At 50.4% G+C, this 21,807-nt stretch carries 19 protein-coding genes and 1 riboswitch; of the genes, 17 read left to right on the top strand and 2 right to left on the bottom strand.

Translation table 11 applies throughout. From position 1 onward, the window contains the following. Positions 1 to 216, top strand: a 216-nt coding sequence (locus BM159_RS08485) for a transposase (protein WP_177205982.1), incomplete at its 5' end; no start/stop codon positions are given. A 108-nt stretch (positions 217 to 324) separates the two neighbouring features. Here the strand turns inward: BM159_RS08485 and hydF are convergent. Beyond that, positions 325 to 1,554, bottom strand: coding sequence for a [FeFe] hydrogenase H-cluster maturation GTPase HydF (gene hydF, locus BM159_RS08490; RefSeq protein WP_093913822.1), 1,230 nt, complete (start codon positions 1,552 to 1,554; stop codon positions 325 to 327). A gap of 179 nt (positions 1,555 to 1,733) precedes the next feature. Between hydF and BM159_RS08495 the strand changes: the two genes are divergently transcribed. The 9 genes from BM159_RS08495 (at position 1,734) to BM159_RS08535 (ending at position 13,747) form a co-directional block, all read left to right on the top strand. After that, on the top strand, positions 1,734 to 2,930 hold the full coding sequence (locus tag BM159_RS08495) for an MGDG synthase family glycosyltransferase (RefSeq protein ID WP_093913823.1): 1,197 nt from the start codon (positions 1,734 to 1,736) through the stop codon (positions 2,928 to 2,930). A gap of 211 nt (positions 2,931 to 3,141) precedes the next feature. Continuing rightward, positions 3,142 to 4,248: a DNA-processing protein DprA gene (gene dprA, locus BM159_RS08500; RefSeq protein WP_093913824.1), complete on the top strand. Its 1,107-nt coding sequence runs from the start codon at positions 3,142 to 3,144 to the stop codon at positions 4,246 to 4,248. 105 nt (positions 4,249 to 4,353) lie between these two features. Next, positions 4,354 to 6,594: a type I DNA topoisomerase gene (gene topA / locus BM159_RS08505; protein ID WP_093913825.1), complete on the top strand. Its 2,241-nt coding sequence runs from the start codon at positions 4,354 to 4,356 to the stop codon at positions 6,592 to 6,594. A gap of 210 nt (positions 6,595 to 6,804) precedes the next feature. Further along, positions 6,805 to 8,157, top strand: a complete 1,353-nt coding sequence (gene trmFO / locus BM159_RS08510) for a methylenetetrahydrofolate--tRNA-(uracil(54)-C(5))-methyltransferase (FADH(2)-oxidizing) TrmFO (RefSeq protein ID WP_245763690.1) — start codon at positions 6,805 to 6,807, stop codon at positions 8,155 to 8,157. A 195-nt stretch (positions 8,158 to 8,352) separates the two neighbouring features. Continuing rightward, positions 8,353 to 9,270, top strand: a complete 918-nt coding sequence (gene xerC / locus BM159_RS08515) for a tyrosine recombinase XerC (protein ID WP_245763691.1) — start codon at positions 8,353 to 8,355, stop codon at positions 9,268 to 9,270. A 32-nt stretch (positions 9,271 to 9,302) separates the two neighbouring features. Beyond that, the gene (codY, locus tag BM159_RS08520; protein WP_093913828.1) at positions 9,303 to 10,076 is read left to right on the top strand and encodes a GTP-sensing pleiotropic transcriptional regulator CodY; all 774 of its coding nucleotides are present in this window, start codon (positions 9,303 to 9,305) and stop codon (positions 10,074 to 10,076) included. A 53-nt stretch (positions 10,077 to 10,129) separates the two neighbouring features. Then, positions 10,130 to 11,233: a metallophosphoesterase gene (locus tag BM159_RS08525; RefSeq protein WP_093913829.1), complete on the top strand. Its 1,104-nt coding sequence runs from the start codon at positions 10,130 to 10,132 to the stop codon at positions 11,231 to 11,233. A 103-nt stretch (positions 11,234 to 11,336) separates the two neighbouring features. Beyond that, complete coding sequence (locus tag BM159_RS08530) at positions 11,337 to 12,284, top strand: DMT family transporter (protein ID WP_245763692.1); 948 nt, start codon at positions 11,337 to 11,339, stop codon at positions 12,282 to 12,284. A 269-nt stretch (positions 12,285 to 12,553) separates the two neighbouring features. Further along, positions 12,554 to 13,747, top strand: a complete 1,194-nt coding sequence (locus tag BM159_RS08535; RefSeq protein WP_093913831.1) for a pyridoxal phosphate-dependent aminotransferase — start codon at positions 12,554 to 12,556, stop codon at positions 13,745 to 13,747. A gap of 116 nt (positions 13,748 to 13,863) precedes the next feature. Here the strand turns inward: BM159_RS08535 and BM159_RS08540 are convergent, their stop codons facing one another. Further along, positions 13,864 to 14,631 (bottom strand): RluA family pseudouridine synthase, encoded by a 768-nt coding sequence (locus BM159_RS08540; protein WP_093913832.1) that lies wholly within the window; start codon positions 14,629 to 14,631, stop codon positions 13,864 to 13,866. Positions 14,632 to 14,814: 183 nt separating this feature from the next. Further along, positions 14,815 to 14,947, top strand: a riboswitch (cobalamin riboswitch). A 213-nt stretch (positions 14,948 to 15,160) separates the two neighbouring features. On the opposite strand from BM159_RS08540, the gene cbiD reads away from it, so the two are divergent. The 7 genes from cbiD to cbiE all read left to right on the top strand — a co-directional run bounded on the left by cbiD (position 15,161) and on the right by cbiE (position 21,741). After that, complete coding sequence (cbiD, locus tag BM159_RS08545; protein WP_093913833.1) at positions 15,161 to 16,357, top strand: cobalt-precorrin-5B (C(1))-methyltransferase CbiD; 1,197 nt, start codon at positions 15,161 to 15,163, stop codon at positions 16,355 to 16,357. Between the two features lie 62 nt (positions 16,358 to 16,419). Next, positions 16,420 to 17,121, top strand: coding sequence for a precorrin-2 C(20)-methyltransferase (gene cobI, locus BM159_RS08550; RefSeq protein WP_093913834.1), 702 nt, complete (start codon positions 16,420 to 16,422; stop codon positions 17,119 to 17,121). Then, positions 17,121 to 17,927, top strand: a complete 807-nt coding sequence (cobM, locus tag BM159_RS08555; RefSeq protein WP_093913835.1) for a precorrin-4 C(11)-methyltransferase — start codon at positions 17,121 to 17,123, stop codon at positions 17,925 to 17,927. The genes cobI and cobM overlap by 1 nt, the downstream gene beginning before the upstream one ends. A gap of 1 nt (position 17,928) precedes the next feature. After that, the gene (locus tag BM159_RS08560) at positions 17,929 to 18,975 is read left to right on the top strand and encodes a cobalt-precorrin 5A hydrolase (protein WP_093913836.1); all 1,047 of its coding nucleotides are present in this window, start codon (positions 17,929 to 17,931) and stop codon (positions 18,973 to 18,975) included. Positions 18,976 to 19,007: 32 nt separating this feature from the next. Beyond that, on the top strand, positions 19,008 to 19,742 hold the full coding sequence (gene cobJ, locus BM159_RS08565) for a precorrin-3B C(17)-methyltransferase (RefSeq protein WP_093913837.1): 735 nt from the start codon (positions 19,008 to 19,010) through the stop codon (positions 19,740 to 19,742). Beyond that, entirely contained in the window at positions 19,739 to 20,494 is a 756-nt protein-coding gene (cobK, locus tag BM159_RS08570; RefSeq protein ID WP_093913838.1) for a precorrin-6A reductase, read from the top strand. The genes cobJ and cobK overlap by 4 nt, the downstream gene beginning before the upstream one ends. A 29-nt stretch (positions 20,495 to 20,523) precedes the next feature. Next, a complete protein-coding gene (cbiE, locus tag BM159_RS08575; RefSeq protein ID WP_177205983.1) occupies positions 20,524 to 21,741 on the top strand; it encodes a precorrin-6y C5,15-methyltransferase (decarboxylating) subunit CbiE in 1,218 nt (405 codons plus the stop codon). The last annotated feature ends 66 nt before the right edge of the window (positions 21,742 to 21,807 follow it).

Consider the following 21,807-nt stretch of genomic DNA (forward strand, 5'->3'; position numbering starts at 1 on the left):
AAGGGAAAAAGTTCACTGATGATATTTGAACGACATGCGAATCTGAAATATAAATTTGGAAATCGAAAATTCTGGGCAACCGGATATTACGTTAGTACGGTAGGGCTGAATGCGCAAACCATACAGAAATATATCCGGGAACAGGATAAGATGGATCAAATGGAAGATTCGTTATTCAGTAAAGAATACGAAGACCCTTTTAAGGGTAGCAAGTAGTCATACCACTGCGGCTTGAACAAAGTGAAAGCCAGCGTCATTTAGGCGCTGGCCTGTGTTGGGCCCTTATAGGGCTAAGCGAACCACCCCTTGAAGGGGTGGAAGCGATTATACTTTTTCCGCCAGATCCGGGAACACGCTTAACGAACGTTTCAGAATCCCGTGGACATAGGCGATGCACAGTCCATAGTTGGTCATAGGCACATTCTGGTCGGCGGCACAGCGGTAACGGTACTGCATTTCCCGTTCGTTCAGCATACAGCCGCCGCAGTGGATGACCAGCCGGTAGGGAGACAGGTCGGCCGGGAATTCCGTGCCGCTGGTCCAGGAAAAGTTAAATTGCCTGCCGGTGAAGTCCCGGATCCATTTGGGCAGTTTTTCCGTGCCGATGTCCCCGCACTGGCGGTGGTGGGTGCAGCCTTCGGAAATCAGCACACGGTCGCCGTCCTGCAGCTGTTTCAGGGCGGCTACGCCCAGCACGGCCTGTGCCAGATTGCCTTTGTGACGGGCCATTAAAATGGAAAAAGAGGTAAGTTTGATTTCCTGCGGCACAGCCTGATTGACTTTCACGAACGCCTGGCTGTCGGTGATGACCATCACCGGCGGTTTTTTCATGTTTTCCAGTGAACTGCCCACATTGTTTTCTTTTGTAATAACAGCAACGGCACCTCTGTCGATGATGTCGCGGATGGTCTGCTGCTGGGGCAGGATGAGCCGGCCTTTGGGCGCGGCGCTGTCAATGGGTGTTACCAGCAATACATGGTCTTCCTGTTCAATTAAATCGGCACAGATGGGGAAAGGCGCCTTCTTTTGGGGAACCAGGTGGGCCAACAGTTCTTTCAGTTCCCTGATGTTTTTGCCGGTTGTGGAACTGACGGAAATCCGGGGAATAGAAGATGGGATTCGCTTATGCATTGCTTCCAAAGCAGCATTTTGCTCCGCCACATCTGCTTTTGTAAACACAACCACGCAGGACAGCTCTTTGTCCCGAATGCGCTGCAACAGTTTCAAATCTTCTTCTGTAATGCCGGCGGTGCTGTCTATGACAAGGACAGCGATGTCAGTTTTGTTTAACACCTGCAGGGATTTCTGTACGCGAAGCTGACCTAACTCGCCGGTGTCGTCGATGCCTGCGGTATCCATCATCAAAACCGGGCCTAAGGGCAAAAGTTCCATGGCTTTCAGTACCGGGTCGGTGGTAGTGCCTGGCACCTCTGCCACTACCGCCAGCTTCTGCCCGGTCAGGGCGTTGATCAGGCTGGACTTGCCCGCATTGCGTTTTCCGAACAAACCGATATGGACCCGCTCTCCTGCCGGGGTTGCGTTTAAGCTGCTCATGTGATGCTCCGTTCTGCTGCCGTCAGGGGGCAGCACCAATAATAATAATAAATTTATCTTTCTGTTCTTGCATATTTTACAAAGGTGATGTATAGTATAGCGTGTTTGCTACATTAAAAGCCTGGTTTAGTGACACGGGCTGGTTATCATTATTATAACATGGGTAAAAAAAACAACAAATGAATCTTCCGCCGGCGAAAAACAAAAAACTGAAGATACTGATTCTGTCTGCCCCCATCGGCAGCGGCCACCGTATGGCTGCCGCTGCGCTGGAGGAAGCCTTGCTGGGCCTGGAAAACGTGGAAGTGGTGCAGGGGAACGTGTTTGATTTTTTTCCGTCAGTCATCGGAAAGGCGTTTCTGAAGTTTTATGAAACCGTCCTGGCGGTTTGCCCCTGGCTGTACGCTTTTTCCTACCGCTGGAGCAATCGGGACGGCGGTTCCTTGCGGATGCGCAACCTGATCAATGGATTTTTGCTGCGTCTGGGTAAATCATTTATCGAAGAGGTAAAGCCTGATGCAGTGTTCAGTACCCATGCTACGCCTACAGGTATTCTTTCACTGTATAAACAGAAATTTGACCCCGGTCTGTGGCTGGGGGTTGTTGTGACGGATTTCACCGTGCACCGCTGGCTTGTGTGTCCGGGGGTGGACGCATATTTTGTTGCGGATGAAAAACTGTTTGGGCAGATAGGTTCTGCGGCAGGACGTTCTGAAACGCAGCCTGCGCTTTATGGCTGGGGCATTCCGGTGCGCGGCAGGTTTACGGAAAAGCAGGAACTTGCAACAGTACGTGGTGAAGCACGCAGCAGGTTTGGCTGGTCTGAGGATGCCTTTGTCTGCCTGCTGGCAGGTGGAGGCGGCGGTATGCTGCCCATGGAAGAGATTGTGAGAAGCCTGCAAAACGAAAAGTTTAAAGATATTTATGTAGTCGCGGTTACGGGGCACAACGACGGGCTGCGCAAGAAACTGGAAGCAATGCAAAAAGGGTTTTCGAAGCGTGAGGCCGATGACAGTATCTCCCGTCTGACGGTACTCGGCTTTACCGATGAAATGCCGCAGCTGATGCAGGCGGCGGATGTGGTCATTACCAAAGCCGGCGGCGTATCTCTTGCGGAATGCCTGGAGTGCGGAGCGAATATTTTGATTTATCATCCTCTGCCCGGGCAGGAACAGGGGAACACGGTGTTTTTACATCAGGAGTATGGCGCTGCGGCAGTAACGGATATCCGGCAACTGGACGATTATCTGGAACGTGAGAAGAAGGTTTCTCTTTCGGAACGGCTGCAAAGGCAGAAAATGCGGAAGCAGCGTTACGGACACCGGGCCGCGGCGGGGCGGATCGCGGAACTCACGGACAAACTTCGGGGTCGCTGATTTTTGTCCGTATTTCTGCTGCGCTGCTGATGTATGTTTCTTCCGGATATTTTACGGCTTTTGTACTATTTAATGAAGAAAAAACGAAAAACACATTGACTTTATGACAGCCGTTGTGCTATGTATATTAAAGTAACCTTATTTTTCATGACACTATAAAATTCAATATTTCATATAAAGGGCACCCAAATTTCAGAAAAGAGGCGGTTTAATGGATCGATTTTACTGGGCTGCACTGGGAGCTGCCAAAGGGGTTGATACGGCGCGTCTGCTTGCGCTGGTCAGGTCTTTTGGCAGCCCACAGGATCTGTATGAAGCGGAGGAAGCGGATATTCTTGCCACGGGAATCCTTTCGCCGGAACGTACTGCGAAATTTGTTGAAAGCATCAGGAAGAACAGAAGGCTTCCGGAAATGTTGCAGGAGCAATGTGAACGGTTACACATTTCTGTTGTTACTGTCGTCAGTTCCGCATATCCGGAACGTCTGAAGCGGATTCTGCGCCCACCGGCAGTTTTGTATGTGAAAGGAACACTGCCGGATTGCCGGTACAGCATAGGTATGGCAGGTTCCCGCCTGGCGGATGCCTATGGCAAAAAGGCAGCGGCCTGCTTTGGCAGGGCTCTGGCAGAAGCCGGGGTGATCATTGTCAGCGGAGGCGCAAAAGGCATCGACACAGCTTCCCATGAAGGGGCGCTGCAGGGTGGGGGAAAAACGGTGGCAGTACTGGGCTGCGGCCCGGATATTGTTTATCCGCCTGAGAACCATAGGCTGTTTGAAAAAATCGAAGCGAACGGCGCGCTTGTTTCCGAGTATCCGCCCGGAACCCGGCCGGACAGGTTTCGTTTTCCGGAGCGCAACCGGATTATCAGCGGTATCTGCCAGGGCGTTGTGCTCGTGCAGGCTGCGAAGCGGAGCGGGGCGTTGATCACGGCAGAGTTTGCCATGGATGAAGGGCGCGAGGTGTTCTGTGTTCCCGGCAATATCTTTACAGATAAAAGCGCCGGGCCCCACCGGCTGATCAAGGCGGGGGCGCGTCTGGCTGATTCTCCGCAGGATATCCTGGAAGAGGTCTTTCCGGAATTATGCGGAAGCGCCCATTCCAATCTTTTTACGGGGCTTAACGGCGCGGCGCCGTTGGGCAAATGCTCCGGAGAACAGCAGAAGATACTGGACCTGCTGACCCGGGGGCCCCAGACGCTGGAGCAACTGGTAGCGGCAGCCGGTTTCGGCGTTGGAGAGGCCAGCGTCATGCTGCTGGAACTGCAGATGAAAGGCTTTGTGCAGATGAATGCCGCGCAGCGGTATTTTCTCATCTGATTAAGCTGATTGTTTTAATCAGCGCAGTGATTGCCGGCTGTAACCACCAGCACGCGGATTGTTTTTGAATCGGTTAATTACCCGAATCATTTTATGGGAGGATATATGAAGAAGAATCTGATTATTGTTGAATCACCGACTAAATCCAAGACGATTACCAGGTTTTTAGGTAAGAATTATGCAGTAAAAGCATCTATGGGTCACTTGCGTGACCTGCCCAAGAGTACGCTGGGCGTGGATGTCGAGAATGATTTCACGCCGAAGTACATCAATATCCGGGGCAAGGGGGATCTGATCCGCGAGTTAAAAGCGGAAGCGGCCAAAGCAGATAAAGTGTATCTGGCAACTGACCCTGACCGGGAAGGGGAAGCAATCAGCTGGCATCTGGCCCACATCCTGGGACTGGACGATAAGTCTCCCTGCCGGATAGAGTTTCATGAGATCACCTCCGGCGCGGTTAAGGAGGCGCTGAAACATCCCCGCCCCATAAACATGGCGATGGTGGACGCACAGCAGACACGCCGCATCATTGACCGTCTGGTAGGGTATAAGCTGAGCCCGCTGCTTTGGCGCAAGGTGCGCAAAGGCCTGAGCGCCGGCCGTGTGCAGTCCGTGGCAGTGAAGATCATTGCGGACCGGGACAAGGTTATTGATGAATTCGTTCCGGAAGAGTTCTGGACGATTAAGACAAAGCTGCGTGAGGAAGCCGGGGCTCCTTTGTTTGAGGCGGAAGCTGTCAAAAAGGACGGCAATAAGCTGGAAATGCACAATGCCCGGGAAGCGCTGGCAGTGGAAAACGATCTGAAACAGGCGGCCTATAAGGTGGAAGCTGCCTTCCGTAAAAAAGTTTCCCGTCGTGCGCTGCCGCCGTTCACCACCAGCACGCTCCAGCAGGAAGCTTCCCATAAGCTGAACTTCACGACCCGCCGGACCATGATGGTGGCCCAGCAGCTGTATGAAGGCATCAGTATCGGCAAGAGTTCTGCCGGTCTGATTACGTATATGAGAACGGACTCCACCCGTCTGGCAGCAGAGGCTGTAGACGCAGTCCGTGAACTGGTAAAGCAGGATTTCGGCGACAAATACTGTCCGGAAAAGCCCAATGTGTTCAGTAATAAGAGCAATGCCCAGGACGCTCACGAGGCTATCCGTCCCACTTCCATCGAAAGAAAGCCGGAGGAAATAGAGCCGTTCCTGACAAAAGAGCAGTACCGTCTGTACAAACTGATCTGGGACCGGACCGTTGCCAGCCAGATGGCTCCGGCGGAATTTGAACAGACCGCGCTGACCATCGGAGCCGGTGCCTACGAATTAAAAGCAACAGGCTCTGTCATGACCTTTGACGGCCATCTGTGCCTGGCGGATAAGAAAGACCTGAATGCGGAGAAGCAGACCGAAGTACCCTTTATTAAATCCGGTACTGTGCTGACTTTATATAAAGTACTGCCCGGTGAACAGCATTTTACCGAGCCCCCGGCACATTACACGGAAGCTTCCCTGGTCAGGAAAATGGAAGAGGAAGGAATCGGACGTCCTTCCACGTATTCGCCTATTATCCAGACGATCCAGACCCGGGGTTATGTAGTCCGGGATGGTAAAAAGCTGATGGCGACTGAGTTAGGTGTCAAAGTGGCGGACATGCTGACGGGTCATTTCGGTGATATCATCAACATCCCGTATTCTGCCCGTATGGAGAATGAACTGGATGCGATTGCGGCCCATCAGGTGGAAAAGGAAAAAACGCTTGCCGATTTTTACAAACCTTTTGAACAGTTGCTGGAAGAAGCGGACCGGGTGATTCCCAAGGATCCGCCTCCGTTGCAGTTAAGTGGTGAAAAGTGTGAACTGTGCGGCAAGGACATGGTCATCCGCGAAGGCCGGTTCGGCAAATTCCAGGCCTGCTCGGGTTTCCCCCAGTGCCATAATACCAAACCGCTGCTGGTAACAATCGGTGTGCCCTGTCCCAAGTGCGGCGGCGAGGTGACGCAGCGCCGGACTAAAACGGGCCGCGTCTTCTATGGTTGTGAACATTATCCGGAATGCGATTTTACTTCCTGGGACAGACCTACCGACAAACCCTGTCCGGTTTGCGGTAAGCAGTTGCTGGAGCGGACAGAGGGCAATGGCAGGATAAAATATTTTTGTTCTGATCCGGAATGCACCAATGCCGCGCCTAAGCGTGTGGGTCGAAGAAAAAAGGTGACAACGGCCTCGCTTATTGAGGGTGAAACCGCGGATACAGAAAAGAAAACAGCGAAAAGAAAAACGGCAAAAAAGAAACGTACAAAGAAAACCGGTTCCAGGAAAAAAGGTGCCGGGAATGCCGTAAAAAAAGCGGAAGAATAAACGGCGCGACTTTAATGTATTCGTAAAGTATGCGAAGCATTGTTTAAAAGAGTCTGCAGCAGCAGACCGTATTGTGTATTTAAATAACTGAAGAAGCGGTTTAATCTGCAGGAGGATGAGAGTCAGCCCATCCTCCTGTCCATTTTCTGAAAAACCGCAGGACACAGGTTTTCGGCGTTTATATCATAATTCAGTTGTGACGGGGAGAACATGATGGAACAGTTTATAAATTCGAGCCGGCCGGTCCATGTTATCGGGGCCGGTCTCGCGGGAAGCGAAGCAACCTGGCAGCTTGTCCGCCGGGGCATACCGGTCATCCTGCATGAAATGCGCCCGGGCAAATCCAGCCCGGCACACAAAACAGAATTCTTTGCGGAACTGGTTTGCAGCAACTCTTTCCGGGCTGCCAACGTAGAAAACGCAGTAGGTCTCCTGAAAGAAGAGATGCGCAGGCTGGACTCCATAATTATGAAAGCTGCCGACGCCAACCGGGTCCCGGCAGGAGGCGCCCTGGCGGTAGACAGGGACATGTTTGCGAAAGCGATCACGACCTTTATCCGGGAGCATCCGCTGGTAACGGTGGTGGAAGAAGAAGTGACAGAACCGGAAAATCTGGACGGCCTGGTGATTTTTGCCAGCGGCCCTTTGACTTCCCCGGCCCTGAGTGAAGCGATCCGGCGCATCATCAAGGCAGAGTATCTGCATTTCTTTGACGCGGCGGCCCCTATTGTGGAAGGGGATTCACTGGATTACGATATTATTTACCGCGCTTCCCGTTATGATAAAGGGGAGGCGGCGTATCTTAACTGTCCTTTTTATACAAAAGAAGAGTACCTGGCGTTTTATGAAGCCTTAAAAGAAGCGGAAACTGCTGAAGTCAAAGATTTTGAACATAATGTGTTTGAAGGCTGCATGCCCATTGAAGAGATGGCATACCGGGGTGAGGACACCATGCGTTTCGGGCCTCTGAAGCCCATTGGTCTCAGGGATCCCCGAACGGGGCAGGAAGCCTACGCGGTCGTACAGCTTCGGCAGGACAACGCGGCGGGCACGCTGTACAATCTGGTAGGATTCCAGACCCACCTGAAATGGCCGGAACAGAAACGGGTGTTCCGTATGATCCCCGGTCTGGAAAATGCGGAGTTTGTGCGTTACGGCGTGATGCATAAAAACACATACCTGAATTCGCCCCAATTGCTGAATGCGGATTTCCGCCTGCGGACAAATCCCAGGTTCTTTTTTGCCGGACAGATGACGGGGGTAGAGGGGTATGTGGAATCTGCAGCGTCCGGCCTGATGGTTGGCATTCAGGCTGCCTGCGCGCTGCAGGGGCTTCCCCCTGTTGATTTCCCGGAAGTTACGGCCATGGGTGCGCTGGCTCATTATATCAGCAATCCTGCCGTTAGTGACTTCCAGCCTATGAATGTGAATTACGGCATCATGCCGCCCCTGGAAAAAAGAGTGCGCAAAAGAAGATTCCGGAATGAACTGTTGTCCCAGAGAGCTCTGCAGGCGTTTGGACAGGTGACGGAACGGTGTTCCGGGCTGGGGAACAGAGAATAAGAAGAGCCGTTCATTTTTCTGAAAGAACACTGCTTTTGAATATTCGAAAAATTCATATTAAGTTCAAAAAAATAAATTTGCTTATTTTCTAAACTCGTGGTAGTATGTGGTAGTATAGAGCAAGTTGATTTTACAGTTATAAAATAAATCTTATCTCGTTATATTCGGTTTATGGTTTCCAGGGGAGTGAATTTTTTGTCGCAAGCAGAGCTGCGCAAAGAATGGACTGAAAAATTTTATACTTATTTACTGGTTGAAAAGAACGGTTCCAGGCTGACCGGTGAGAATTACCGGAGGGATATATCCGATTTCGAACAGTTTATGGCTGCCAAAGCTGGAGCGGACTTTAACTGGAATGAGGTTCAGGTCATTCATATCCGTTCCTATCTTGCCTGGCTCAATCACGAGAACTACGCAAGACGAACCATTGCAAGACGGATTTCGTCCCTGCGTTCTTTCTACAAGTTTTTACTGCGGGAAGAGTACGTTGGTCAGAATCCATTTACCAAGGTCCGTACGCCGAAACTGGACAAAAGGCTGCCGGTTTTTCTGGAAGAAACGGAAATCGATTCCCTGCTGGACCTGCCAGATGCTACACCGTTAGGATTGCGTGACCAGGCAGTTCTGGAGATGCTGTATGCCACCGGCTGCCGTGTGTCGGAACTGGCAGGCCTGCGGCTGGCAGACGTGGATCTGAGCGGTCTTTTTGTCCTGTTGCATGGCAAAGGCAATAAGGACCGCATCGTGCCAATCGGGCATACCTGTAAAGACGCGTTTCTCCGTTATTATGCGCAAAGCAGGTCAGTTTTGATGGCGAAATATCATGTGGACGAGCATCAGTATGTCTTTGTGAACAACCGGGGAGGAGCGCTGACCGACCGGAGTGTCCGCCGGATTCTGGACAAGTATGTGCAGAAGCTGGCACTGCAGAAAAACGTCAGTCCTCATACGATTCGTCATACATTTGCTACCCATTTACTGGAACACGGAGCGGATTTGCGTGCGGTACAGGAACTGTTAGGGCATGCAAGCCTTTCTACGACCCAGATATATACCCATATTACCAACGAGAGAATCAATAAAGTGTATCAGAAAAATTTCCCCAGAGCGTAAATGTAAACGGTTATAAGTTTGGAGGTGTGTGAATGAAGTTACTGGAAAAAGCCCGTATCCTGAACAGACTGATGCAGAACGGGGAACGCGTCAAGTATAAAGAGGTTGCGTTATTACTGCGGAACCTGATTTCCAGCAATGTTTATGTAATCGATATAGATGGAAAAATAATGGGCTACGGTCTGCTGGATGAGTTTGAATGCGACGTGATGCGCGATATGGTGCTGGTGAACCAGCGTTTCCCGGAAAAGTACATGGAGTTTGTCAAGGAGACAACGGAAACCAATTCCAATATCAGCCACAAAGATCAGAAGTGTTCGTTTATTGACACAAAGAAGTGTATGTACGGGGAAAAGCGTACTACAATCGTACCGGTTAACGGTAACGGCGAACGCATAGCGACCCTGATTCTGGCCCGTTATGACAGGGATTTTAATGACGATGACCTGTTGCTGGCGGAATATGCGGCAGCGGTGATCGGTGTGGAAATCCTGCGGGAACGCGAGGTCCAGGTAAAGGAAAACGCGCAAAAGAAAGCCAGCGTGCAGATTGCGTTCTCCACGCTTTCTTTCTCCGAATGGGAAGCCATCGTTAACATTCTGGCGGAACTAAACGGTACGGAAGGCATTCTGGTTGCATCAAAAATTGCTGACAGGGTTGGCATTACCCGTTCCGTCATCGTGAACGCGTTGCGCAAATTTGAAAGCGCGAATCTGATTGAGACCAAATCACTGGGAATGAAAGGTACTTATATTAGAGTTAAAAATGAGTTTTTGCTGGAAGAAATCCGGAATCAGGAGAATTAACGGATGTTGCTTGTAACTCGTTGAGAGTTTTCAGAGGTGACGATCAGTAGACCATGAGAAGATTTTTCTATTTTTGGTCAGCGGTCGGGGTATTGCTGACCGGACTATATTGGCTGATGTACCGGCGTGGTTTTACATTTTTAAACCACGCTTTTGTTTTGTGTTTCTTTCTGTGTTTGCCGTTGCTGTTTTGCGCGGTCAACGTGTGGGGGCCTTCTCTTGCCGTTGATCCCCGGGTATTAAGGCCCTTTGCCTTTCTGGGCGGGTACTGGCTGGCTTTTTTCCATTATTCTGCCTATGCGGGTATTTTGTATCTGGTATTGCGGGTTGTTGGGTTGCTCGGGGGAAACGGGGCTTTCTGGCAACAGGCTTACACCCTTTATGCAAAAGCGGCCTTTGTTGCTGTAATGGCAATTCTGGTTTACGGTGCCTGGAACGCGCTGCACCCGGTTGTGCGGACAATGGAGCATGATACCGGAAAGCATCTGTCTCAACCGGTGAAGATCGTGCTGGTCACGGATATCCATCTGGGCTCCCTTTTTGGCCGGCAGTACGCGGCAGAACTGACAGCGCTTATTAACCGTCAGAATGCAGATGTGGTGTTGTTTGGCGGGGATCAGGTAGACAACGACCTGGGTTACCTGTTGCGGGAAAAGAGCTATGAACCGCTGCGGAATATTAAAAGCAAACACGGCGTCTATGCGATTTTGGGAAACCACGACCATTTCAGCGGCCGGGTACAGGAAGAACTGGAACTGTTCAGGTCCGTCGGCTTCCATATGCTGGTGGACGAAGCGGTGGATTTGCCCTGCGGCGTGCATCTGGCCGGCCTGGAAGACTTTCGCAGTGAGCCGCGCAATCCGTATCTGGAAAAACTGGCGGGTACAGATCCCGGTAAGGTTAATATCCTGTTGGAGCATCAGCCCCGGCGATTTTTGGAAGCGGAAAAGGCCGGCTACGATTTATACATGGCAGGGCATACCCACGGCGGCCAGCAGGCTCCGCTTAATTTAGTAACAAAACGTATGTATCTGCTGGATTACGGCAATAAGAAGTTCGGCAACATGATGGGCATCACTTCCTGCGGTTACGGTTTGTGGGGTTCGCCGGTGCGCATCGGCAGCACTCCGGAAATCGTTGTGATCACAATAAAGTAGATGCCTGTTGCATGATAATACCGGCGGGGCAGTATCATTTTTTTGGTTTTCTTTATTTTTTTTAAGTAATTTAGCGGAAATACAGACGATGAACGATAAAAAAATGTTTGGTAACCTGCTGCTGTTGCTGACCGCGATGATCTGGGGCACGGCGTTTGTGTTCCAGCGCGTGGGCATGGACAGCATCGAACCGGTTACGTTTAACGCGGCGCGTATGGCCCTGGCAGCGGTGATGGTAGGCGCGCTGGCATTCGGCCTGCGGCAGAGGAAAAGTAAGGATATTTCACCGCGGAATGCTGCCGCAATGCCAGTACCCGGAGCGGCAGGAAAAACACCAGTGCAGGCAGGGGAGCGTAAGTCACAGTGGAACCGGACATGGAAGGGCGGTATCTGCTGCGGCCTGTTTTTAACGGCGGGCAGCGTGTTCCAGCAGATGGGGGTAGTGTATACGACCGCCGGCAAGGCCGGATTTATCACAGCCATGTACATGCTGCTGGTGCCAATCCTGAATTTCCTTTTGTTTAAAAAGAAAAACTCATGGCTGGTGTGGCTGGCAGTTTTTCTGGGTGTGGGCGGCATGTATCTGTTATGCGTGAAAGAAGATTTCAGCCTGACCCGGGGCGATATTCTGGTCTGTATCTGCGCGCTGATGTTCAGCGGACACATTTTGTGCTGTGATTATTTCGTTAAGCTGGCGAGCGCCGTTGAACTGGCTGCCATCCAGTTTGCTACGGCAGCAGTTGTTTCCGCTGTGATTGCGTCTTTTACTGAAAGTCCAAACTGGGCAGGCATCGCGGCTGCCACGGTTCCCATCCTGTATTGCGGCGTGGTTTCGGGCGGCATCGGGTACACCCTGCAAATCGTTGCCCAAAAGTTTACGGATCCCACCATTGCGTCGCTGCTTATGAGTCTCGAATCTGTATTTGCCGTCATCGCCGGGGCGCTTTTGCTGGGTGAACAGATGAGTTCCCGGGAACTTCTGGGGTGCACGGTAATGTTTGCGGCCACGGTCCTGGTGCAGATCCCGCTGCCGGATGAAAGAAAAAACTGAATAACGGCTGTATTTTACATGCAACCGGGAATGATATCTGAAAATTCAATATACAGACAGGTAAGACAGTATTTTGTGTACAATATACTTTTGAAGATCCTGGTGTATTTTTAAGAATAGTGTAATATCCATTACACTATTTTTTTTGCGGCTTAGCCTGGCTTGCTTTATAATGTAAAACTATAAGGGATTACAAAGAGTTTACATTTTTAAAGAAACCGGGTGAAGAGTGTTTCTTTAAGCTTACTATTTTTAAAGGGGGATAAAAAATGAAAATTTCAGACCGCGCTTTGGGAATGGAGACATCTCCAATCCGCAAACTGGCGCCCTATGCGGAGGCTGCCAAAAAGAAAGGGAAGAAAGTTTATCATCTGAACATCGGGCAGCCGGATATTGCGACGTCACCCAAATTCATGGAAGCCATCCGCAAGTTTGATCAGAAGGTGGTGGCTTACGGAAATTCCCAGGGCGATGTGAACCTGATTAAAGCAATCCAGAAGTACTACGAAGCCTGGGGCATTCATTACGAAACCAAAAATATCTATATTACAAACGGCGGCAGCGAAGCGCTGGAAATGGCGGTGTTCAGTCTGTGCGATCCCGGTGACGAGATTCTGGTGTTCGAACCGTTCTATGCTAACTATACGACCTTTGCCAAACTGGGCAACGCAAAAATAACAGCGGTACCTACCCGTGCTGAAGACGGTTATTGCATGCCGGACATGGCAACCGTTGAAAAATACATCAACGGCAGAACCCGCGCAATCCTGCTGACCAACCCGGGCAATCCCACCGGCGTAGTTTACAGTAAGCAGGAAATGGACATGATTGCGGAAATTGTTAAAAAGTATGATATCGCCCTGATTTCTGATGAAGTATACCGTGAGTTTGTGTATGACGGAACTTACACCAGTTTTGGAACGTATAAAGAGCTGGAACAGAACCTTATCATGGTCGATTCGGTTTCCAAACGGTACAGCGCCTGCGGCGCCCGCATCGGCTGCGTTATCAGCAAAAATAAAGAATTATGCGCGCAGTTCATGAAACTGTGTCAGGGGCGTCTGTGTGCTCCGGCCGTGGAACAGGTTGGAGCGGCTGCCTTATATGAAACGCCGGCCTCTTACCTTGAAGAGGTCAACAAAGAGTATAAGAAACGCCGTGATACCATTGCGGCCGGTCTGGCAAAGATCCCGGGACTGGTTTCTTCCCAGCCTAAAGGAGCATTCTATGTGATGGTAAAGTTCCCGGTTGACGATGCGGAAAAATTTGCTATCTGGATGCTGCAGGATTTTGATGTAAACGGCGAAACGGTTATGATCGCTCCCGGTAACGGCTTTTACGCCACACCGGGCAAAGGCGTTGACGAAGCCCGCCTGGCCTATGTGTTAAACTGTGAAGATCTGGAAAGGGCAATGGCATTGCTGGCGGAAGCTGTAAAACAGTATCCGGGACGTAAAATCTGATTCAGATAAAAGGTAAAAGGCAGCTGATTAACACCAGCTGCCTTTTTTAATTCTTTATTTTGCGGAAGATACCCGTAAGCCTGTTATTTTAAATGACGGATGAGTAAAGCACTGTTTTACAGCCGGCTGTTCTGCCAGACCAGATTCAGATCTTCCGGCAATGCGGAAGTGACTTCCAGAATGGCGTGTGTCCAGGGATGTTCAAAAGAAATTTTATATGCGTGAAGGCCGTGCCTCAGGGGAGGTCCAGGAATTTTTCCGTATAAATTGTCGTGCCAGAGGGGACAGCCTATGCCGGCAAAGTGTACCCGGATCTGATGGGTCCGCCCCGTAAAAAGACGGCACCGTACCAGAGAAAGGTGCGCTTCAGACTTTGCGTCACATATTGCGGAGCCGGAAGACGGATACGCAGAATACCTGTCCGCTGCAGCAACTTTTGCGTCTTGTCCCAAAAACCTGCCAGAGGGAGAAATTACCCAGTATTCTGTTTTGCATGGCCTGCCTCCGGTATTGATTTCCCGTTCGATGATGCTGCCGGCTTTCCGGGCAATCGGAAAGTCTAAAATCCCGTGTCCGGCAGGCAGAACCCCGGTGACCAGGGCAAGGTATTCCTTTTGCATACCCTGCTTGATCAGCTGTCCCTGGATTTCAGGAAGTTTGGCAAAAACCACAAGACCGGATGTATTCCTGTCCAGGCGGGAAACAGGATGCAGGTTCAGGTTCCAACCCTTGCTACGGTAGTACCGGCCAATCCGGGCAGACAGTGTATCTGCGTCTTCTTTGGTTGTGGGATGGACAAGGATGCCGGGTGGCTTACTGACAATCAGGAGCGCTTCATCTTCATAGCGGATATCGAGCATGTTAAGTACACTTCTTTCAGGCATAGTTGTTAAAGCCGTGCATTTGCATATTTTAATATACAATACAAAATGATAATGAAGCAAGGTATTTGCGTGAGAATTCTTGTTTAAGTTATTTTTTATAAAAAACCTTATTATTATGAAGATTTCCCTGACTGAAATATTGTGTCGGACCTGTAACTATGATATAATTCAATAATAATCGGTTACAAATGAATAAGTCCGGGTAACAGTCTGTTTAAAAGGCAAGACGGTGAAATTCCGTCACGGTCCCGTCGCTGTCAAACAGTTTTTTAATTTCTGTCTACAGTCAGCAACCTGCCCGGATTAACTGCACCGTAGTCCACGAGTGATGGAATAGGCATAACGCATAGGCGCGGGAATATAAAATATGTTACCGCGTCTGGGGTTAACTATGAAGATTTCTGCCAGTGGATGCGGAAGTCTTTTTTGTTATTAAAAACAGGAAACATAAACAGGGAATCGCTGATTGAAAAGCCGGCAGGTATACCGGGCTTATCTGTGTTTCCGTTAAGAAGGTGTACGAATCAATATGGAACAGGATGTTGTTGTTTCCCAGGGCAGGCTCATGCGGCGGGGATATACGACCGGAAGCTGTGCCGCGGCTGCTTCCAAGGCTGCTGCCGTGATGCTTCTTTCCGGGGAAGAAACGGATCAGGTCAAGCTGGATACGCCCAAAGGCATTATGCTGACGCTGGATGTGCTGGACATCCTGCGCGGTCCGGGATTTGCCTGCTGTGCGATCCGTAAGGACAGCGGGGATGACCCGGATGATACGAACGGGACCCTGATTTACGCTACCGTGTCTGAGCTGCACGCAAAGGTACCTGAAGACGAACTTGTGATGCAGCCCCGCACAGCATCTGTGGAACAGTTGGACGGAAAGGTGGAAATCTGGGGCGGTATAGGCGTAGGCAAGGTGACGAAACCCGGGCTGGCCTGTAAGGTGGGAGGACCGGCTATCAATCCGGTGCCCCGTAAAATGATCACACAGGAAGTGCTGGACGTAATGAATCAGTATGGCTTTGAAGAACCGTTGCGTGTGGTCATCTCTGTTCCGGATGGCCCTGTAATCGCGCCCAGGACATTTAATCCGCGGTTGGGTATCGAGGAAGGCATTTCTATTTTAGGTACCAGCGGGATCGTGGAACCCATGAGTGACCGTGCCCTGATTGACACGATGTATACGGAGATGGATTCCCGGAAAGCGAACGGGGATAAAGATTTACTGGTGTTCTTCGGCAACTACGGCGCCGATTTTACCCGGGATGAAATGAAGGTGGATATCAGTAAGGCGGTGACGTGCAGCAATTTTGTGGGGGAACTTTTGGATTACGCGGTATTAAAAGGCTTTGAAAGCGTTCTGATCATCGGTCATTCCGGCAAACTGATCAAGTTGGCCCAGGGCGTCATGAACACACACTCCAAATACGCCGACTGCCGCTCGGAATTTCTGGCATTGCAGGCCATGTTCCACGGTGCGGCTCCTTCCGTCGGAAAAGAAATCTATCAGGCTCTGACCACAGATGAAATGACGAAGATCCTGAAACGGGAAGGGCTGTTTGAAACCGTGATAGAAGAGGCAGCCCGGAAAATTGATTTCTATATGCAGAAACGGGTGCATGGGAAACTGAAAACCGGTGCGATCCTGTTTTCCAATGTTTATGGGTTTTTAGGGCAGACTGCCGGCGCGGAAGAACTGTTGAAACTGCATCAGAATAACGCCTGACGTAACGTCTGATGAAAATATAAGGTTATTAAAATTTGCAAGCGATAAAGGAGAAGCATGGTATGAAAGGTAAATTGTACAGCGTTGGCGTTGGCCCCGGCGATCCGGAACTGATGACTCTGAAAGCGGTCCGGCTGATTAAAGAATGTGATGTGCTGGCGATTCCCCAGGGCGACAGCGATGTGTTGGTCGCTAAAAATATCGTGGAAGGAATCGTCGACCTGAGTAATAAGGAACAGCTTTTGGTTTATATGCCCATGGTCAAGGATCATGACGTTATATCCAAAGCCCATCAGAAAGGCGCGGACGATATTATCAGGTATCTGGATCAGGGAAAGAACGTGGTATTTATTACATTGGGATGCCCCACCGTTTACGCTACCTGCATCTACGTACACAAACTGGTGCTGAAGGCCGGTTACGAAGCATTGCTGGTTCCCGGTGTAACCAGTTTCTGTGCCGTTGCGGCCAAACTGAACGTTTCCCTTTGTGAAAAAGCGGAACCGCTGACCATTCTGCCGGGAAGCTATAAAGAATCCAGCCGGTTCCTGGATATGCCCGGTAACAAAATCCTGATGAAATCGGCCAGCGAAATCGGCAGGGTCCGGGATGAACTGACCGGGCGCGGTCTTCTGAAACATGCCCAGATGATTGAGAACTGCGGCCTGCCCGGAGAAAAAGTATATAAAGATCTGAATAAAGTTAACGATAAGAGCAGTTATTTTTCAGTGATACTGGTAAAAGAAAAGGAGTTTGAACAGTAATGATCTATTTTATCGGAGCAGGTCCCGGAGCAGCGGATTTAATTACGGTACGGGGTAAGGAACTGCTGGAAAAGGCAGACATGATCATCTATGCCGGTTCCCTGGTTAACCCGGCTTTGCTGGACTACGCAAAACCTGAATGTGAAATTATGAACAGCGCCGTGATGACTCTGGAAGAAGTTATTGCGGCCATGGTTCCGGCTGCACAGGAAGGCAAGCTGGTAGTCCGTCTGCATACAGGGGATCCCAGCGTGTACGGAGCCCACAGGGAACAAATGGATCTTTTAAAGAGTTATAACCTGGATTTTGAAGTTGTGCCTGGCGTCAGTTCGTTCTGCGCGGCAGCGGCTTCCCTGAAAGCGGAATACACTCTTCCGGAAGTAAGCCAGTCAGTTATTATTACCCGCATGGAAGGCCGGACCGGAGTACCTCCGAAACAAAAGATCAAAGATTACGCAAAGCATCATGCCACCATGGTCATCTTCCTCAGCGCGGGCATGCTGGAAAAACTGCAGAAGGAACTGATCAGCGGCGGGTATGGCGCGGACGAACCGGCGGCCATCGTTTACAAAGCTTCATGGCCTGATGAAAAGGTGCTGCACTGCACGGTTGGCACCATTGCGGAAACGGCAGCGGCCAATAATGTGAAGAATCTGGCGCTGATCACCGTAGGCGGGTTCCTGGGTTCGGCCTATGAACGCAGCGAACTGTACAATCCGACCTTTGAAACCGGATACCGTAAAGCCGATGCAAGCAAACTGCAGATCAAACCGGTGACGAAAACGCATCATAAACCTGGCAAATAAAATGAATGCAATTGTTTTTTCTTTTACCCGTAATGGGGCAAAAATCAGTCTGAAACTGCAAAAGTATCTGGATTCCTGTGGGTTCGCGACGGGGATATATACAACCCGGCGCTACAGGGATTTGAATCCGGCGTTAAAGGAAATCAGCCCTTCTCTGCAGTTAATGTGCAAAGAGGCTTTTTCCCTGTGTCGTCTGATGGTGTTTATCGGCGCGACAGGAATCGCCATTCGCAGCATCGCCCCTTATATCCGCAGCAAGACCAAGGATCCGGCGGTGATTTCCATTGATGAACAGGGGAAGTTTGTCATCCCTCTGCTTTCGGGTCATATTGGCGGCGCGAACGGGCTGGCGACGGGGATAGCGGCATTTCTCAATGCAGTGCCGGTTATAACCACAGCTACTGACGTCAACGACCTGTTTGCTGTGGATGAATGGGCAGCCCGGCACAACATGTCTATTTTTAATATGCAGAGCGCCAAAACCTTTGCCTCTTATCTGGTAGATTGTAAAAAGGTGGGGGTCAAGAGCGAATTTCCCGTCAGGGGCCCGCTTCCCAAAGGGCTGATCATGGCTGAGGAGGGACCTGTCGGTTTGGCGATTTCCCTGCGGAAAACGGTACAGCCTTTTGTTGAGACGGTTGTGCTGCGTCCCCGTATTCTTCATCTTGGCATCGGATGCCGCAGGGGTACCCCCATGTATTTAATCGAAGAACTGGTTGTTCAGGAACTTAAAAAACTGAAAGTAACGATGAGCGTGGTAAAAGGGATCGCTTCCATCGATGTTAAAAAAGATGAGGAAGGGTTGCTGGCTTTCGCCAGGGAAAATTCGTTTCCCATCCGCTTTTACTCTGCGGAAGAATTGAATGCTGTTGAAGGGATCTTTACGCCCTCTGCTTTTGTGGCAAAGACGGTGGGCGTGGACAATGTCTGTGAAAGAGCAGCAGTGCTGGACAGCAACGGCGGGAAGCTGTTACTGCGCAAGACTGGCAGGAACGGTGTAACGCTGGCTGTGGCGGCTGAGAATTTTGTTGTGGATTTTAATGAGTGATTTAAACGGTTCTGACGGTAAAAGGAGAAAAAATGTCAGCTAAAATCTATGTGGTAAGTCTGGGACCTGGCGGCAGGGAACAGATGACAGAGCGCGCTGTAAAAGCGCTGGAGTCCTGTGATGTAATCACCGGTTACAATGTGTATGTGAATCTGATCAAAGACGAGTTCCCGGGAAAACGGTTTGTTTCCAATGGCATGCGTAAGGAAGTGGACCGCTGCAAAGCGACGCTGGAAGAAGCGCTGAAAGGGCAGACCGTAGCCATTATCAGCAGCGGTGATGCCGGTGTGTACGGCATGGCCGGCATCATGTGCCAGGTTGCAGCCGATTATCCGGATGTAAATATTGAAGTGATTCCCGGCGTAACGGCTGCCTGTTCCGGCGCTGCGCTTCTTGGCGCTCCTCTGATTTGTGATTTTTGCCTTATTTCGTTAAGCGACCTGCTGACTCCCTGGGAAAAAATCGAAAAGCGTCTGGACTGTGCGTCTCAGGCTGACTTCTGTATTGCCCTATACAATCCCAGAAGCCATAAACGGAAAGACTATCTGAAAAAAGCCTGTGACATTATGCTGAAGAACCAGAGCGGTGACATCCCCTGTGGCATCGTGCATAATATCGGACGGGAAGGGGAATCTTACGAACTGACCACCTTAAAAGAACTGGGAGATAACGAGAACGTGGACATGTTCTCTACCGTGATTATCGGAAACTCCCAGAGCAAGGTGATTAACGGGCGTATCGTAACGCCCCGGGGTTATCATTTATGAAACGAAAAGTCTGGCTGATTGCCGGAACTATAGAAGGAAGAAAGATTGCTGACGCATTGGCTGCTCTGCAGGTAGATGTTTATGTCTCCGTTGCTACGGCGTACGGTGCGTCTTTGTATCCTGAAAATCCCTATATCCATGTACTGACAAAACGCATGAACTTTGCAGATATGTGCGCTTTTTTACGTGAGGTGCAGCCGGATCTGGTGCTGGATTCCACCCACCCTTATGCGGTACTGGTTACGGAAACCGTACAGAAAGCCTGCAGGGAGACCGGTTTCCCTTATAAACGGATGCTACGGCCTGCCAGCGAACACCCCGGCTGTATCACGGTAAAAGATTTCGGGGAAGCCATAGAAGTTTTGAGCGGGACGGAAGGACCGGTGTTTTTAACGACCGGCAGCAAGAACCTGGTTGATTTTACAAAGCTTCCCGGATATGCGGAACGCATTACCTGCCGGATATTGCCTTTGCGGGATTCCTTGGATAACGCGCTCAACCTTGGGTACAAACCTGCACAGATTATCTGCATGCAGGGACCGTTTGCAAAGGATTTGAATATAGCCATGTTCCGCCGTTCCGGTGCGAAATATATCGTTTCCAAAGATTCCGGAAAGACCGGCGGGTTTGATGATAAACTGGAGGCGGCCGCCGAAGTAGGGGCTAAACTGATTCTGATTGACAGGAATCCGGAGACCGGCGAAGATCTGGAACAGGTGCTGGCGGAACTGAAAGAAAAATTCGGCGCTTAGGCGCTTAATTAATAATGAGGAGACTGGCAATGCTGAAAGTGAATGTGATCGGAATCGGCCCGGGCAACCCGGATCTTCTGACAGGGGAGGCCAGACAGGCTATTACTGAAAGCACGATTCTGGCCGGGGATAAACGGATGGTCGGCCAGTTCGGAAGCGGGAAGAAAGTCTGTCCGACAATCAAACTCGCAGAACTGGCGGAATTGGCTGCAAACGCGGATGCAGAGAAGGATGTGTTAGGCATTCTGGTTTCCGGTGACGTGGGTTTTTTCAGCCTGGCCAAAACCATTGCCGGAAAACTTCCTCAATGTGAAGTAAAACGCTATTGCGGTATCAGCAGTCTGGTCTATTTTGCGTCCCGGCTGCAGCTGTCCTGGGACGATGCGAAGATTATCAGCATGCATGGAAGGCAGCAGAATCTGGTTTCTGCTGTTTTGCAATATAAAAAAGTGTTTTCCCTCACCGGCGGAGAAAATTCCCCGCAGGTATTATGCCGGCAGTTGTGTGAACAGGGGCTGGGTGAAGTGACGGTTCACGTTGGCTCTAACCTGTCTTATCCGGAAGAAGAAATCGTAACCGGAACTGCGGAAGAAATTGCGGAAGGGAATTTCCCGTCCCTCTCAGTAATGATGATTTTAAATGAAAAGGCAGGAGGCCCGTTGCGGCAGGGTGTGCACGGTCTGGATGACAGTCTTTTCCTTCGGGGCAAGGCGCCCATGACTAAACAGGAAATCCGCGCGGTTTCCATTTCCAAATTGCAACCGCGCCCGGACGACATTATTTACGATATCGGAGCGGGTACCGGTTCGTGTTCCGTGGAACTGGCCCTGCAGGCGCCCCTGGGGAAACTGTATGCCTTTGAGATGAAAGAAGACGCGCTGGAACTCCTGCGTTTAAATAAAGAACGCTTCCATTGCGATAATATGGAAATCGTAGCTGGGGAAGCGTCGGAAGAAATCGAAAAGACTCCGGCGCCGGACTGTGTGTTCATCGGTGGCAGCAGCGGGAATATGGCGAAAATGCTGGACAGCCTGTATGCCCGGAATCCGGAATGCCGTATTGTAATCAATGTGATTGCATTGGAAACACTTTGCACGGTGGTTGATTATTACAAAGAAAAACCGGATTATGAGTTGGATGTAGTGAACATTGCATCGGCTTATAACAAAAAGCTGGGCCGGTATAACCTGATGATGGCGCAAAATCCGATTTACATCATCACGGCTCAGAAAAAAGCGCAGGCATGACGAACCGGAAAGAATCAGTGCGGTAAGGCGTGTGTTGGTGGTGCATGCAGGCGCTTTTGCGTTATA

The organism is Succiniclasticum ruminis DSM 9236 (assembly GCF_900112895.1).
GTDB lineage: Bacteria > Bacillota > Negativicutes > Acidaminococcales > Acidaminococcaceae > Succiniclasticum > Succiniclasticum ruminis.